Below are 14,230 nucleotides of genomic sequence, written 5' to 3' on the forward strand. Positions count from 1 at the left end.
GTCCCGCCGGACATGCCGGACCGAAGGCCGTTCGGTTCCGCGCCACCCCGGCTTCAGGCCGGTTTCAGGCGGTTGCCTACGATCCAGAGCATGACGGTGCCGCCTGAGGAACTCGAACTGGCCGCCGCCTTCCCCCCGGCCGAGCGCGACCGGTGGCGGGAGATGGTGAAGGGGGTGCTGCGCAGATCCGGCGCGGCGACGGAGGACACCCCGCTCGACGCGGTCGAGGGGCTGCTGACCCGCGAGTCCTACGACGGGGTTCCGATCGCCCCGCTCTACGCGCGCGAGGACGCGCCGCCGGGACGCCCCGGGCTCGCCCCCTACGTCCGCGCGGTGCGGCCGGACGGCGAGGGCCTCGCGGGCTGGGACGTCCGCCAGCGCCACGCCCACCCCGACCCGGCCGCGACCCGCGAGGCGATCCTGGCCGACCTGGAGAACGGCGCCACGTCCGTCTGGCTGCGGCTGGGCGCGGGCGGGCTGCCGGTGGCGGCGCTGCCCGAGGCGCTGCGCGGCGTCCTGCTCGACCTCGCGCCCGTCGCGCTGGACGCGGGGGCCGAGACCGGCGCGGCGGCGGACGCCTTCCTCGCCCTGGTCACCGAGCGCGGGAACGCGGCGGACGCGTCCGGCGCGCTCGGCGCCGACCCGCTCGGCCTGGCCGCCCGCACCGGGACTCCCGGCTCCCTCGACGAGGCGGCGGCGCTGGGCGTCCGCTGCGCCCGCGAGTTCCCGAAGCTGCGCGCGATCGTCGCCGACGGGACCCCGTACCACGACGCGGGCGGCGCCGACGCCGAGGAACTGGGCGCCGTCGCCGCCGCCGGGGTCGCCTACCTGCGGGCCCTGACCGGCGCGGGCCTGACCGTGGACGAGGCGTTCGGCCAGATCGAGTTCCGCGTCGCCGTCAACGCCGACCAGTTCTCGTCGATCGCCAAGCTCCGGGCCCTGCGGCGGCTGTGGGCGCGGGTCGCCGAGGTCAGCGGCGCGACCGAGGGGGCGGACGCGCGGATCCACGCGGTCACGTCGGCCGCGATGATGACGCGCCGCGACCCGTGGGTGAACATGCTCCGCACCACCGTCGCCGCGTTCGCGGCCGGGGTCGGCGGCGCGGACGCGGTGACCGTCCTGCCGTTCGACGCCCGCCTCGGCCTCCCGGACGGCTTCGCCCGCCGCATCGCCCGCAACACCCAGACCCTCCTGCTGGAGGAGTCGAGCCTCGCCCGCGTCGTCGACCCGGCGGGCGGCTCCTGGTACGCCGAGAGCCTCACCGAGGGCGTCGCGCAGGCCGCCTGGACGTGGTTCACCGAGATCGAGAGGGCCGGGGGACTCGCCGCCGCGCTCGACTCGGGCCTGGTCGCGGACCGGATCGCCGCGACGTGGGCGCGCCGCCGCAAGGACATCGCCCGGCGCAAGGCCCCGCTCACCGGCGTCAGCGAGTTCCCGAACCTGGCCGAGACCCTCCCCGAACGGGAACCGGCCCCGGCCGAGTCCGGCGGCGGGCTGCCCGTCGTCGCCTACGCGCAGGACTTCGAGGCCCTGCGCGACCGCGCCGACGCCCACGCCGCCGCGGCCGGCGCGCGGCCGCGGGTGTTCCTCGCGACGCTCGGGCCGGTCGCCGCCCACACGGCGCGGGCGTCCTTCGCCGCCAACCTGTTCCAGGCGGGCGGGATCGAGACCGTCGCCGGGGCGCCGGAGGAGTTCGCCGCGTCCGGGGCGTCCGTCGCCTGCCTCTGCTCCAGCGACGACGTGTACGCCGAGGAGGCCGCCGCCGCGGCCCGGATCCTGCGCGACGCGGGGGCCGTGAAGATCTGGCTCGCGGGTAAGGGAACCTACGAGGGGGTCGACGGGCACGTCCACGCGGGCTGCGACGCGGTCGAGGCGCTGGCGGCCACCCTCCGTGATCTGGGAGTGAGCGAATGATCCCCGACTTCAGCGAGATCGACCTCGGGACGGCGCCGCCCGCCGACGAGGCCGCCAAGCGCTGGCGCGCCGCCGTCGCCGACACCACCGGCGCCGAGCCCGAGGCCCACCTCTGGGAGACCCCGGAGGGCATCGGCGTCAAGCCCCTCTACACCGGCGACGACCTCGCCGGGCTCGACTTCCTCGGCACCTATCCGGGCATCGCGCCGTTCCTGCGCGGCCCCTACCCGGCCATGTACGCGACCCAGCCGTGGACGATCCGGCAGTACGCCGGGTTCTCCACCGCCGAGGAGTCCAACGCGTTCTACCGGCGCAACCTCGCGGCCGGGCAGAAGGGCCTGTCCGTCGCGTTCGACCTCGCGACCCACCGCGGCTACGACTCCGACCACCCGCGCGTGTCCGGGGACGTCGGCATGGCGGGCGTCGCGATCGACTCCATCTACGACATGCGGCAGCTCTTCGACGGCATCCCGCTGGACCGGATGAGCGTGTCGATGACCATGAACGGCGCGGTGCTGCCCGTCCTCGCGCTCTACATCGCGGCGGCCGAGGAGCAGGGGGTGAAGCCGGAGGCCCTCGCGGGGACGATCCAGAACGACATCCTCAAGGAGTTCATGGTCCGCAACACCTACATCTACCCGCCGCAGCCGTCCATGCGGATCATCTCCGACATCTTCGCGTTCACCTCGCGGCGGATGCCGAAGTACAACTCCATCTCGATCTCCGGCTACCACATCCAGGAGGCGGGGGCGACCGCCGACCTGGAGCTGGCCTACACGCTCGCCGACGGCGTCGAGTACATCCGCGCCGGCCGCGACGCGGGCCTGGACGTCGACGCGTTCGCCCCCCGCCTGTCGTTCTTCTGGGCCATCGGCATGAACTTCTTCATGGAGGTCGCGAAGCTCCGCGCGGCCCGCCTGCTCTGGGCGAAGCTCGTGAAGACGTTCGACCCGCAGAACCCGAAGTCGCTGTCGCTGCGGACGCACTCGCAGACGTCCGGCTGGTCCCTCACCGCGCAGGACGTCTACAACAACGTCGCCCGCACCTGCGTCGAGGCCATGGCCGCCACGCAGGGGCACACGCAGTCTCTGCACACCAACGCGCTGGACGAGGCCCTCGCCCTCCCGACCGACTTCTCCGCCCGCATCGCCCGCAACACCCAGCTGCTCCTCCAGCAGGAGTCCGGGACGACCCGCGCCATCGACCCGTGGGGCGGCAGCGCCTACGTCGAGCGGCTCACCTACGACCTCGCCCGCCGCGCCTGGGGCCACATCACCGAGGTGGAGCGCGCGGGCGGGATGGCGAAGGCGATCGACGAGGGGCTGCCGAAGCTCCGCATCGAGGAGGCGGCGGCCCGCACCCAGGCCCGCATCGACTCCGGACGGCAGCCGGTCATCGGCGTCAACAAGTACCGTCCGGACGCCGAGCAGGAGATCGACGTCCTGAAGGTGGACAACGCGTCCGTCCGCGCGCAGCAGATCGACAAGCTGCGCCGCCTGCGGGACGAGCGCGACGAGCCCGCGACACAGGCCGCGCTGGAGGCGCTCACCCGCGCCGCCGAGGCCGCCGAGAACGGCGACCGCGCGCCCGGCCTGGAGAAGAACCTCCTCGCCCTCGCCATCGACGCCGCCCGCGCCATGGCCACCGTCGGCGAGATCTCCGGCGCGCTGGAGAAGGCGTACGGGCGGCACGCCGCGCAGATCCGTACGATCTCCGGTGTGTACCGGGAGGAAGCCGGTCAGGTGACCGACATCGAGAAGGCCCGCGCCGCGACCGCCGCGTTCGAGGAGGCGGAGGGGCGCCGGCCGCGCATCCTCGTCGCGAAGATGGGGCAGGACGGCCACGACCGGGGCCAGAAGGTCATCGCGACCGGGTTCGCCGACCTCGGCTTCGACGTCGACGTGGGCCCGCTGTTCCAGACCCCCGCCGAGGTCGCCCGCCAGGCCGTCGAGGCCGACGTGCACGTCGTCGGGGTCAACTCGCTCGCCGCCGGGCACCTCACGCTGGTGCCCGCGCTGCGGGCGGAACTGGCCGCGCTCGGCCGGGAGGACATCATGATCGTCGTCGGCGGGGTCATCCCGCCCGGGGACTTCGCCGAGCTGCGCGCCGCCGGCGCCGCCGCGATCTTCGGGCCCGGCACCGTCCTCGCGGACGCCGCGCTCGGCCTGCTCGCCGAGCTGGCCGCGCGGCTGGGGCACGCGGAGCGGTGAACCCCGGCCTGGACGAGTACGCGGCCGGGGTCCTGGACGGGTCCCGGGCCTGGATCGCGCGCGCGATCACGCTCGTCGAGTCGACCAGGACCGACCACCGGGAGCTGGCGCAGAAGCTGCTCGTCGAGCTGACCCCGCACGCCGGGGACGCGCGCCGCGTCGGCGTCACCGGAGTCCCCGGCGTCGGCAAGTCGACGTTCATCGACGCGCTCGGCACCCGACTCACCGGGAACGGACACAGGGTCGCGGTGCTCGCCGTCGACCCGTCCTCGACCCGGACGGGCGGCAGCATCCTCGGCGACAAGACCCGGATGCAGCGGCTCGCGGCCGACCCGGACGCGTTCATCCGCCCCTCGCCCACGGCGGGGACGCTCGGCGGCGTCGCGAAGGCCACCCGCGAGGCGATGGTCGTCATGGAGGCGGCCGGGTACGACGTCGTCCTCGTCGAGACGGTCGGCGTCGGCCAGTCCGAGACGGCGGTCGCCGAGATGGTCGACACGTTCCTGTTCCTCACCCTCGCCCGCACCGGCGACCAGCTCCAGGGCATCAAGAAGGGCGTGCTGGAGCTGGCCGACGTCATCGCCGTGAACAAGGCGGACGGCGAGCACAAGCTGGAGGCCAAGCGGGCGGCGCGCGAGCTGTCCGGGGCGCTGCGGCTGCTGCGCGGCGACGCGCGCGGCCGGGAGGTGCCCGTCCTCACGTGCAGCGCCCTGGAGGGCAGCGGGCTGGACGAGGTGTGGCGCCGGATCGCCGCGCACCACGACCGGCTCCGCGGCTCCGGCGAGCTGGACGCCCGGCGCCGCCGCCAGCAGGTCGGCTGGACGTGGGCGATGGTCCGCGAGCGGCTCCTCGCCGACCTGGGCGCCGACCCCAGTGTCCGGGAGCTCGCCCCCGAACTGGAGTCGGCGGTCGCGGACGGGACGCTGACCCCGGCGCTCGCCGCCGAGCGCATCCTGGCGGCGTTCGCGCGGCGCCGCTGAGCCGTGTCCCGCCGGGCGGAACCCCGGTCGAAACGGCGGCCGAAACCGGCCCGGCGGGCCGCCCGCTAAGGGGGGTTGTCCGGGGTCCCGGCGGCGCCGCGCCGGGATCAGGTACAACAGTCGGATGGACGTCATCGCGCTCGATGATCCAACGGACGCGCAGATCCGGGAGTGGCACGGCGTGCTCGCGGCCGTCCACGCCGCCGACCCGGGCGCCCAGCCCGCGCCCGACCCCGACCTCACGACCCGGCTCCTGCTCGGCGCGGAGCCGGGGTCGCGGCAGCGGTTGTGGGGGGTGGCGGACGGGGCCCGGCTGGCCGCGGTGGCCCTGCTGCGGCTGCCCGGCGAGCCCGGCCCGGAACGGCCCGGCGAGATCGACGTCCAGGTCCGTCCCGAGCTCCGCCGCCGCGGGCTCGGCGGGCGGCTGCTCGCCGCCGCCGCCGAGGGGCTGCGCGCCGACGGCCGCACCAGCGTGATCACGCAGGTCCTCGCGGGCACCCCGGCCGTCCCGTTCCTGGAGGCGCACGGCTTCGAGTGCGTCCTCACGCTGCGCGGCATGCTGCTGCGGCTGGACGACCTGCCCGCCGGGCGCGTCGCGCGGCTCCTCGCGGCCGGGCCCGCCGGGTACCGGCTCGTCCGCTGGCACGGCGTCGTCCCGGACGAGCACGCCGCCGCCCTCGCCCGCGCCAAGCACGCCATGGCCGACTTCGCCGAGTACGAGGGCACGCCGTGGGACGCGCACCGCGTCCGCGAGACGGCGGAGATCGTCGCCAAGCGCGGCGACGACCTGTACACGGTCGCCGCGCTCGACGGCCCGGTGATCGCCGGGTTCACCGAGGTCGTCGTCCCGCACGACGCGACGGGGCGGGCCGCGCAGTACGACACCGCCGTCGTCCCCGAGCACCGGGGCCGCCGCATCGGCATCTGGGTGAAGGCCGCGATGCTGGGCTGGCTGGCGGAGGCGCGCCCCGAGGTCCGCGAGATCGAGACCGACAACGTCAGCGACAACGTCCACATGCTCGCCGTCAACGCCGAACTCGGCTTCCGGGTGGAGCGCGAGTCCGTCGAATACCAGGCGGCCGTCGCCGACCTCCTCGCCCTCCGCTGACCCTCCGGCGGCCGCTCCGCCGATTACGTCCGCCTGAAAATGCGGTTGCCCGCCGTACCGCCGCGTCGGCACTCTTATGGAGGCTTCCGGGAAATGCCCGGAAGCCGGATAATTGCCGAAGCATTTCCCTGTAGTTCAACGGTTGAGCGCCGCATCGTTATTGCGGATATCCAGGTTCGAATCCTGGCGGGGGAGCCGCGGGACGGAGGTGAAGCGGTGAACGTGCTCGTCCTGAACGCGTCGTACGAGCCCCTGCAGCGGGTCGACCTGCGGCACGCCATCCGCATGCTGGTCCGCGAGGTCGCGGTCGTGGAGGAGGCGGAGGAGGGCCGCACCTTCGGCCGCTTCCCGGTGCCGCGGGTCCTGCGCCTCGTCCGCTATGTCGCGATGCGCTGGCGGCACGGGCGGCGCCCGCCCTGGAGCAAGCGCGGCGTGTACCTGCGCGACCGGGGCCTCTGCTGCTACTGCGGACGGCGCGGGAACACCATCGACCACGTCCACCCGCAGTCCCGCGGCGGCCTCGACACCTGGGAGAACACCGTCCTGGCGTGCGGGAGGTGCAACAACCGCAAGGGCGACCGGACGATCGCCGAGGCCGGTCTGAGGCTGCTGTCGGAGCCGCGCGTCCCGCGCTGGGACGAACTCGTCCGCTGACGCGGGGGCCTGCGCGACGGGGGCCCGGGGGCCGTGCCGCGACATGCGGCGCGGCCCCCTCGGCGTCCGGTGACCTTCTGGTAACTCTATGTGTTTTTCGAAGCATCTGAGGCGAAATGGGCGATTGTGGTAGCGTGCCGCCAATCTTGAGCTTTGTTATCTAGGAGAGATCTGTGGCGGCGCTCGATCCCCTCGGCAGGCCGACCCGCTCCGGCGGGCGCAGGACGGCGCGGCGGCTCGCGGCGCTCGTCCTCGTGGCGGGCGTCTCGGCGGCGCTGCCGCCGGCGGCCGGCAGCGCCGCGGGCCTCCCGCAGAAACCGAAGGACCTCAAGAAGGAGTACGCCGAACTCCAGAAGCGCGCGGACAGGCTGTCGAAGGAGTACCGGGGCGAGCTGATCACGCTCGACGAGGCGAAGAAGGCGGCCGAGCGCGCCGGCCTCGACGCCGCCCGCGCCGGACGCGACTACGACGCCGCCCGCGCCGACGTGGCCCGGCTCGCGGCCGGCACGTACATGAACGGGCGGCTCGACGTCGTCCCGATGATCTCCGCCGCCGAGCCGGGCGCCGCCGTCCACGACGCCGCCGTCATCGAGCACATCAGCCTCAACAACGGGCGGCGCGTCCAGAACCTGCGGGCCATGCAGACGAAGGCGACGCAGTCCCAGGAGACGGCCCGCAAGAAGATCGACGCGGTGAAGAAGGAGATCGACGACCTGGAGGGCCAGCGCGCCCGGGTCAAGAAGCTCCTCGCCAAGTACAAGCCCGAGGCGACGCAGGGCCCCGCCGGAGGCGGGCGCCCGGACGGCGTCAGCGGCACCAAGTCGCCCATCGTCGGCAACTCGATGACCGCGCGGATGCGGACCGCCCTGCTGGAGATCGACGGCAAGTTCGGGCCGTTCCCGACGATCGGCTGCTCGCGTCCCGGCGACCCGCAGGACCACGGGTCCGGCACGGCCTGCGACTTCATGGAGAGCACCGGCGGCAGGATGCCGAGCGCCTCCGCCCAGGCCCACGGCGACCGCGTCGCCCAGTTCGTGATCGACAACGCGTCCCGGCTCGGCATCAAGTATGTCATCTGGAAGCAGCGCATCTACGACATGCGCGGCAGCGGCGGCTGGCGCGCCATGGAGGACCGCGGCAGCGTCACCCAGAACCACTTCGACCACGTCCACGTCTCCGTCCTCTGAGACCCGGCCGGGGCGTCACGGGGTGTCGAGCGGGACGACGGTGTGTTCTTCGGCGGAGCGGGTGGCGGCGTCGATGATCTCTAGGCCGATGATCGCGTCAGCGAGGGTGACCGGTGGCGGCGCGGACTCGGTGAGGGTGCGGGCCACGGCCGCGTAGAACTCCTGGTAGGCGCCCGGCACGGTGGGCTCGGGGCGCTCGTCGCCGGGCGTTCCGACGACACCGGCGGCGTCCGGGGGTGCGAATCCGTAGCCCGGTTCCTTCGGGGTCAGGCCCGCGCGGAGTTGCTCCTCCTGCACGTCCATGCCGGACACCGAGTACGCCGCGCGGCTTCCGAGCACCCGGAACCTCGGGCCGAGCCGCGCGGCGGTCGCGCTCATCCACAGGTGCGAGCGGACGCCGTCCGGGTGCGTCAGGGCGAGGAAGACGTCGTCGGGGGTCGCCGCGCCCGGGCGCCGCGCGTCGATCTCCGCGTAGACCTCCGCCGGACGTCCGAACAGCGCGACGGCCTGGTCGATCAGGTGGGAGCCGAGGTCGAACAGGATCCCGCCCGCCTCGCGCGGGTCGGTGCTCTCCTTCCAGCCCGGCCGCACCTCCGGCCGCCACCGCTCGAACCGCGACTCGAACCGCCGGACGTCCCCGAGCGCGCCCGCGTCGATCAGCCGCCGCGCCGTCTGGAAGTCGCCGTCGAAGCGCCGGTTGTGGAACGGGAACACCGGCAGCCCGCGGACGGCGCTCAGCGCGGCGAGCGAGCGGGCGTCCGCGGCCGAGGCCGCGACCGGCTTGTCCACGACGACCGGGACGCCGGACGTCAGCGCCGCCCGCGCGAGCGGCACGTGCTGCCGGTTCGGCGCGCTGACCACCACCAGGTCGTAGCCGCCGGGAGCGCTCCACAGCCGGTCGGCGCTCTCCACGACCTCCGCGTCCGGGTACCGCTCCCGCACGGCGCGCCGCCGCTCCGGCGCGCCGGTGACGACCGCCGCGAGCCGCATCCCGGCGACGGACGAGATCAGCGGCGCGTGGAACACCGAGCCGCCGGTGCCGTAGCCGATCAGTGCGACGCGCAGGTCCATGTGACGATCATGTCCGATGGCGGGACGGCGGCCGGGAGGCGGGGTCCCGTCCGCGACCGGCCGGGCCGGAGTGACCGTCACCCGCGCGGCATATTCTTCGGAGGGAGATCGCGGAAAGAGGGGGAGCCGGTGCCGAAGCCAGTGCTGCTGACCGTCGACGACGACCCGGGCGTGTCCCGGGCCGTGGCGCGGGACCTGCGCCGCCGGTACGCCGAGTCGTACCGGGTGGTGCGCGCCGAGTCCGGCCCCCAGGCCCTGGACGCGCTGCGCGAGCTGCGGCTGCGCGGCGAGGACACCGCCGTCATGGTCGCCGACCACCGGATGCCCGAGATGACCGGCGTGGAGTTCCTCGAACGGGCGATGGACCTGTTCCCGTACGCGCGGCGCGTCCTGCTCACCGCCTACGCCGACACCGACGCCGCGATCCGCGCGATCAACGACGTCGACCTCGACCACTACCTGCTGAAGCCGTGGGACCCGCCGGAGGAGAAGTTCTACCCGGTGATCGACGAGCAGCTCGACGCGTGGGCGCGCACCGAGCGGCACGAGCAGGGGGAGGCGCTGCGGGTCGTCGGGCACCGCTGGTCGGCGCGCTGCTACGAGGTCCGCGACTTCCTCGCCCGCCACCAGGTCCCCTACACGTGGCTGATGGACGACGACCCCGAGGGCGCGGAGTTGATCGAGGCGGCGGACCGTCCGGAGCTGCCGCTGATCGTCCGGTCTGACGGGACGACCCTGTCCGCGCCGTCCGACGCCGTGCTGGCGTCCGCGATCGGGCTGCCGAGCACCCCGTCGACCGGGTTCTACGACCTGATCGTCGTGGGCGGCGGGCCGTCCGGGCTGGGCGCGGCCGTGTACGGGGCGTCGGAGGGGCTGCGGACGGTCGTCGTGGAGCGGCGCGCCCTCGGCGGCCAGGCCGGGCAGAGCTCCCGGATCGAGAACTACCTCGGCTTCCCGGACGGCGTGTCCGGCGCGCAGCTCGCCGACCGGGCCCGCCGCCAGGCCGACCGGTTCGGCGCCGAGCTGCTCCAGGCCGGTGAGGTCACGGCGCTGGAGGCGCGCGGCACGGCCCGCGTCGCCCGGCTGTCGGACGGCACGGAGATCGCCGCGCACGCCGTGATCCTCGCGACCGGCGTGTCCTACCGGCGTCTCAACGCCGAGGGCGTGGACGACTTCGTCGGCCGCGGCGTCTTCTACGGCGCGGCGCTCACCGAGGCCCCGTCCTGCGCGGACGAGGAGGTCGCGGTCGTCGGCGGCGCGAACTCGGCGGGGCAGGCCGCCGTCCACCTCGCCAGGTACGCGAAGACGGTGCACCTGATCGTCCGGGCGGACGGCCTGGAGCGCTCGATGTCGCACTACCTGATCGAGCAGATCGCCGCGACGCCGAACATCGAGGTCCACACCGGCAAGACGGTGTGCGCGGCGGAGGGCGCCGACCGGCTGGAGCGGCTCACGTTCGCGTGGGCGGGCGGCAAGAAGACGATCGACGCGCACTGGCTGTTCGTGTTCATCGGCGCGGAGCCGGGCACCGGCTGGCTGGACGGCCTCGTCGAGCGCGACGCGCTCGGCTACGTGGTGACGGGCCCGGACCTCGTCGCCGGGGGCCGCCGCCCGGCGGGCTGGCCGCTCGCCCGCCAGCCGTACCACCTGGAGACGAGCGTCCCAGGGGTGTTCGCGGCGGGCGACGTCCGGGCCCAGTCGATGAAGCGCGTCGCGTCCGCGGTGGGCGACGGCGCGATGGCGGTGGCCCTGGTTCACCGCTACTTGGAGCAGGCATGAGCGAAGCGAACCGGGGGGTGTGGGGGGTCGACCCTCCACAGGAGGCAGGCATGAGGGGGCGGGTATGAGCACGGCGACACCCGAGGAGCTGCGTCGGCTCTTCCTGTTCGAGGATCTCGACGACGAGAAGCTCGGCTGGCTGTCGGCGTACGGGACGGTCGAGACCTTCCCGGCGGACGGCGTGATCTGCGGCCAGGGCGACGCGGCCGAGTTCCTGTACGTGCTGCTGGACGGCGAGATGGCGATGTCGCAGAACGTCCGCGGCCACATCGTCGAGGTGACGCGGACGGCGCGTCCCGGCACCTACGGCGGGGCTGTCCAGGCGTACCTCGGCGACCAGATCGAGCAGCGGTACCAGCACACGCTGCGCGCGGTGCGCGAGTGCCGCATGTTCGTGCTGCCCGCCCGCAAGTTCGGCAAGGCCGTCCGCCAGTGGTTCCCGATGGCGACGCACCTGCTCGCCGGGATCTTCTTCGGCATGACGAACCTGCGCCGCGCCGTCGACCAGCGGGAGCGGCTGACCGCGCTCGGCACGATCACCGCCGGGCTGACGCACGAGCTGAACAACCCGGCGGCGGCCGCGGCGCGGGCGAGCGCCGAGCTGGGGGAGCGCCTCACCGGCGCGCAGCGCAGCCTCGCGGACCTCGCCGCGCAGGGCGTCGACTGCACGCGGCTGGGCGCGCTCGTCTCGATGCGGCCGCGGCCGGCGCCGCCGGGGGCGCGGCGGAGCCCGCTGGAGGTCAGCGACGCCGAGGACGAGCTGGGCGACTGGCTGGAGGAGCACGGCGTCCCGGACGCCTGGGGCGTCGCGCCCGGCCTCGTCGCGGCGGGCATCGGCCCCGAGCAGGCGGAGGAGGTCGCCCGGATCGCCGACGACCACCTGCCCGCCGCGATCCGCTGGCTGGCGGAGGTCATGGAGGTCGCCCAGCTGCAGGCGGAGATCTCCGAGGCGACGGGCCGCATCACCGCCCTGCTCGACTCGGCCCGCCAGTACTCCCAGCTCGACCGCGCCCCGTACGTGCGCGCCGACCTGCGCGAGCTGCTCGACAGCACGCTCACCATGCTGAAGCGCAAGATCGGCGCGGACGTGACGGTGAAGACCGACTACGACCCGGCGCTGCCGGAGGTCCCGGTCTACGCGGCCGAGCTGAACCAGGTCTGGACGAACCTGATCGTCAACGCCCTGTACGCGATGCAGGGCTCCGGGACGCTCACGATCCGCACCGGCCGCGAGAACGACCACGCGGTCGTGGAGATCGGCGACACGGGCGTGGGCATCCCCGAGGACGACCTCGACCGGATCTTCACGCCGTTCTTCACCACGAAACCGGTCGGGCAGGGGACGGGCCTCGGCCTCGACATCTCCTGGCGCATCGTCGCCGACCGGCACGGCGGCGACATCCGCGTCGAGTCGCTGCCGGGCGACACCCGCTTCAAGGTCTTCCTGCCGCTCACCGAGTCCGCCGCCCCCGAACGGGCGGACTCGGCGGACGATCAGTAGGACTGGAGCTCCAGCAGGTTCCCGGCCGGGTCGCGCAGGTGCGCGGTGCGCAGCCCCGGCCCCCACTCGGGGCGGTCCCGCGCCCCGGCGACCAGCGTGGCGCCGAGCCCGCCGAGGGTCTTCGCGGCGGCGTCGACGTCGTCCACGCGGAACACGAGCATGGCCGCGTCCTGTCCGGACGGGCCCGTCGAGCCGATCGCCTCCGCGATGCGCGCGCGGCCCATGACGACGAGGGCGCCCTCGCCGCCGAGGTCCCAGTTCGCGTACTCGGCGGCGGGCAGCAGCTTGACCGGCTCGATCCCGAGCAGTTCGCGCAGCGCCGCCGCGTAGAAGCGGGCGGCGGGCTCGAAGTCGTCCACCAGCAGGCGCGGGTACAGCGCGTCCATGCGTTCCCCAAATCGTGGGTGTCCACCAATGATGGGTGGAACCCTACAATAACCGCATGGACGAGACCGCGGGACCGCTGCCGCCACGGCTGCTCGGCGTCACCACGTTCGCGCTGGCCCAGGTCGCCCGCGCGGGCCGGACGGCGATGGGCCGCATGATGGACGAGCACGGGCTCGGCCTCTGGCACTTCGCCGTCCTCGCCTCGCTGGACGACGCGGCCCCCGCCTCGCAGCGGGAGCTCGGCAGGCGGCTGCGCATCGACCCGAGCGACCTGGTCGAGGTCGTCGGGCGGCTGGCGGACGCGGGGCTCGTCCGGCGCGAGCGCGACCCGTCCGACCGCCGCCGCTACGTCGTGGAGCTCACCGCGGAGGGCCGCGCCGAACTGGACGAGGTGACCCGCCGCGCCGCCGCGCTCGACGACCGCCTCCTCGAACCCCTCGACGCGGACGACCGGGCGGCGTTCGAGCGGATCGTCCGCGTGCTGCTCGTCCACCACGACCCGCGGGCGCGTCCCGGGGACGCCCCGGAGCCCGGCGGGACGCCGGCTACTCGAACAGGTCGGGCTGCTCGCGGGTGATCTGGTCGTAGAGGGGCTGGTAGTTGATCCAGCCGACCAGGTCGTTGCCGATCTGCTCGTGCGTCAGGACGGCGTTGTCGTGCTCGATCGGGACGACCGGCCCCGCCGCCTGGGCGAGGAGCTGCACCTGGCACGACCGCTCCATCGTGATGAACCACCAGGCGGCCGCGTCGACCGTGTCGCCGACCGTGAGAAGGCCGTGGTTGCGCAGGATGACCGCCTTGTGGTCGCCGAGCGCGGCGGCGATGCGCTTGCCCTCCTCCAGGTCGGTGACGACGCCGGTGTAGTCGTCGAAGAGGCCGTGGTCCTGGTAGAACGCGCAGACGTCCTGCGTGATCGGCTCCAGCCTCCGGCCGAGCGCGGACATCGCCCGCCCGTACGTGGAGTGGCTGTGCGCGGCGGCGACGACGCCCGGCCGCGCCTGGTGGATCTGCGAGTGGATCGCGAACGCGGCCTCGTTGACCGGGTAGCGCCCCTCGACGACCTTGCCCTCGTGGTTCACGAGGATCAGGTCGCTGACCCTGATGTGCTTGAACGACATGCCGAACGGGTTGACCCAGAAGTGGTCCGTGCGCTCGGGGTCGCGGGCGGTGATGTGCCCGGCGACGCCCTCCTCGAACCCGAGCCTGCCGAACAGGCGCAGCGCCGCGGTGAGCCGCTCCTTGCGGTGCCTGCGCTCGTCCGCGACGTCGTCGAACGACGGCGGCAGCCGGAAGATCAGGTCGGTCGGCAGCTTCTCCAGGAACTCGTCGTCGTCGGGCATGGCGCACTCCTCGGCTCGTCTACCGCCCACGGAACACCATGCCGGCGCGCCGCGGCTAGACCGGGGCGATCCAAGTGTCCCGCACCCGGTTGTCCAAGA

At 74.0% G+C, this 14,230-nt stretch carries 12 protein-coding genes and 1 tRNA gene; 10 read left to right on the forward strand and 3 right to left on the reverse strand.

Annotated elements, in window-relative coordinates; genetic code table 11:
- Positions 1-90: 90 nt before the first annotated feature.
- The 7 genes from FXF68_RS38135 to FXF68_RS38165 all read left to right on the forward strand — a co-directional run bounded on the left by FXF68_RS38135 (position 91) and on the right by FXF68_RS38165 (position 8,053).
- Positions 91-1,914 carry a methylmalonyl-CoA mutase subunit beta gene (locus FXF68_RS38135; protein ID WP_148767688.1) on the forward strand — a complete coding sequence of 608 codons (1,824 nt, stop codon included), beginning with the start codon at positions 91-93 and terminating at the stop codon, positions 1,912-1,914.
- Complete coding sequence (gene scpA / locus FXF68_RS38140; protein ID WP_148767689.1) at positions 1,911-4,124, forward strand: methylmalonyl-CoA mutase; 2,214 nt, start codon at positions 1,911-1,913, stop codon at positions 4,122-4,124. The genes FXF68_RS38135 and scpA overlap by 4 nt, the downstream gene beginning before the upstream one ends.
- Positions 4,121-5,104 carry a methylmalonyl Co-A mutase-associated GTPase MeaB gene (gene meaB / locus FXF68_RS38145; RefSeq protein ID WP_148767690.1) on the forward strand — a complete coding sequence of 328 codons (984 nt, stop codon included), beginning with the start codon at positions 4,121-4,123 and terminating at the stop codon, positions 5,102-5,104. Before scpA ends, meaB begins: the two co-directional genes overlap by 4 nt.
- Positions 5,105-5,228: 124 nt before the next feature.
- Positions 5,229-6,212, forward strand: coding sequence for a GNAT family N-acetyltransferase (locus FXF68_RS38150; RefSeq protein WP_148767691.1), 984 nt, complete (start codon positions 5,229-5,231; stop codon positions 6,210-6,212).
- 124 nt (positions 6,213-6,336) lie between these two features.
- Positions 6,337-6,407, forward strand: a tRNA-Asn gene (locus tag FXF68_RS38155).
- Between the two features lie 21 nt (positions 6,408-6,428).
- A complete protein-coding gene (locus FXF68_RS38160) occupies positions 6,429-6,866 on the forward strand; it encodes an HNH endonuclease (RefSeq protein ID WP_148767692.1) in 438 nt (145 codons plus the stop codon).
- Positions 6,867-7,039: 173 nt separating this feature from the next.
- Entirely contained in the window at positions 7,040-8,053 is a 1,014-nt protein-coding gene (locus FXF68_RS38165) for a coiled-coil domain-containing protein (RefSeq protein ID WP_148767693.1), read from the forward strand.
- Between the two features lie 15 nt (positions 8,054-8,068).
- Here the strand turns inward: FXF68_RS38165 and FXF68_RS38170 are convergent, their stop codons facing one another.
- A complete protein-coding gene (locus tag FXF68_RS38170) occupies positions 8,069-9,124 on the reverse strand; it encodes a Gfo/Idh/MocA family oxidoreductase (protein ID WP_148767694.1) in 1,056 nt (351 codons plus the stop codon).
- Positions 9,125-9,253: 129 nt separating this feature from the next.
- Between FXF68_RS38170 and FXF68_RS38175 the strand changes: the two genes are divergently transcribed.
- Together FXF68_RS38175 and FXF68_RS38180 are read left to right on the forward strand one after the other, a co-directional pair.
- Positions 9,254-10,903, forward strand: a complete 1,650-nt coding sequence (locus tag FXF68_RS38175; RefSeq protein WP_246179170.1) for an NAD(P)/FAD-dependent oxidoreductase — start codon at positions 9,254-9,256, stop codon at positions 10,901-10,903.
- A gap of 64 nt (positions 10,904-10,967) precedes the next feature.
- Complete coding sequence (locus FXF68_RS38180) at positions 10,968-12,404, forward strand: ATP-binding protein (protein ID WP_148767696.1); 1,437 nt, start codon at positions 10,968-10,970, stop codon at positions 12,402-12,404.
- Here FXF68_RS38180 and FXF68_RS38185 read toward each other — a convergent pair.
- The gene (locus FXF68_RS38185) at positions 12,398-12,790 is read right to left on the reverse strand and encodes a VOC family protein (RefSeq protein WP_148767697.1); all 393 of its coding nucleotides are present in this window, start codon (positions 12,788-12,790) and stop codon (positions 12,398-12,400) included. The two genes, FXF68_RS38180 and FXF68_RS38185, sit on opposite strands and share 7 nt — an antisense overlap.
- A gap of 56 nt (positions 12,791-12,846) precedes the next feature.
- Here FXF68_RS38185 and FXF68_RS38190 point away from each other — a divergent pair, with 56 nt between their 5' ends.
- Positions 12,847-13,368: a MarR family winged helix-turn-helix transcriptional regulator gene (locus FXF68_RS38190; protein ID WP_148767698.1), complete on the forward strand. Its 522-nt coding sequence runs from the start codon at positions 12,847-12,849 to the stop codon at positions 13,366-13,368.
- Here FXF68_RS38190 and FXF68_RS38195 read toward each other — a convergent pair.
- Complete coding sequence (locus FXF68_RS38195; RefSeq protein ID WP_148767699.1) at positions 13,337-14,131, reverse strand: class II aldolase/adducin family protein; 795 nt, start codon at positions 14,129-14,131, stop codon at positions 13,337-13,339. The genes FXF68_RS38190 and FXF68_RS38195 overlap by 32 nt on opposite strands.
- Positions 14,132-14,230 lie beyond the last annotated feature (99 nt).

Source organism: Actinomadura decatromicini (genome assembly GCF_008121305.1).
Classification (GTDB): Bacteria; Actinomycetota; Actinomycetes; order Streptosporangiales; family Streptosporangiaceae; genus Spirillospora; species Spirillospora syzygii.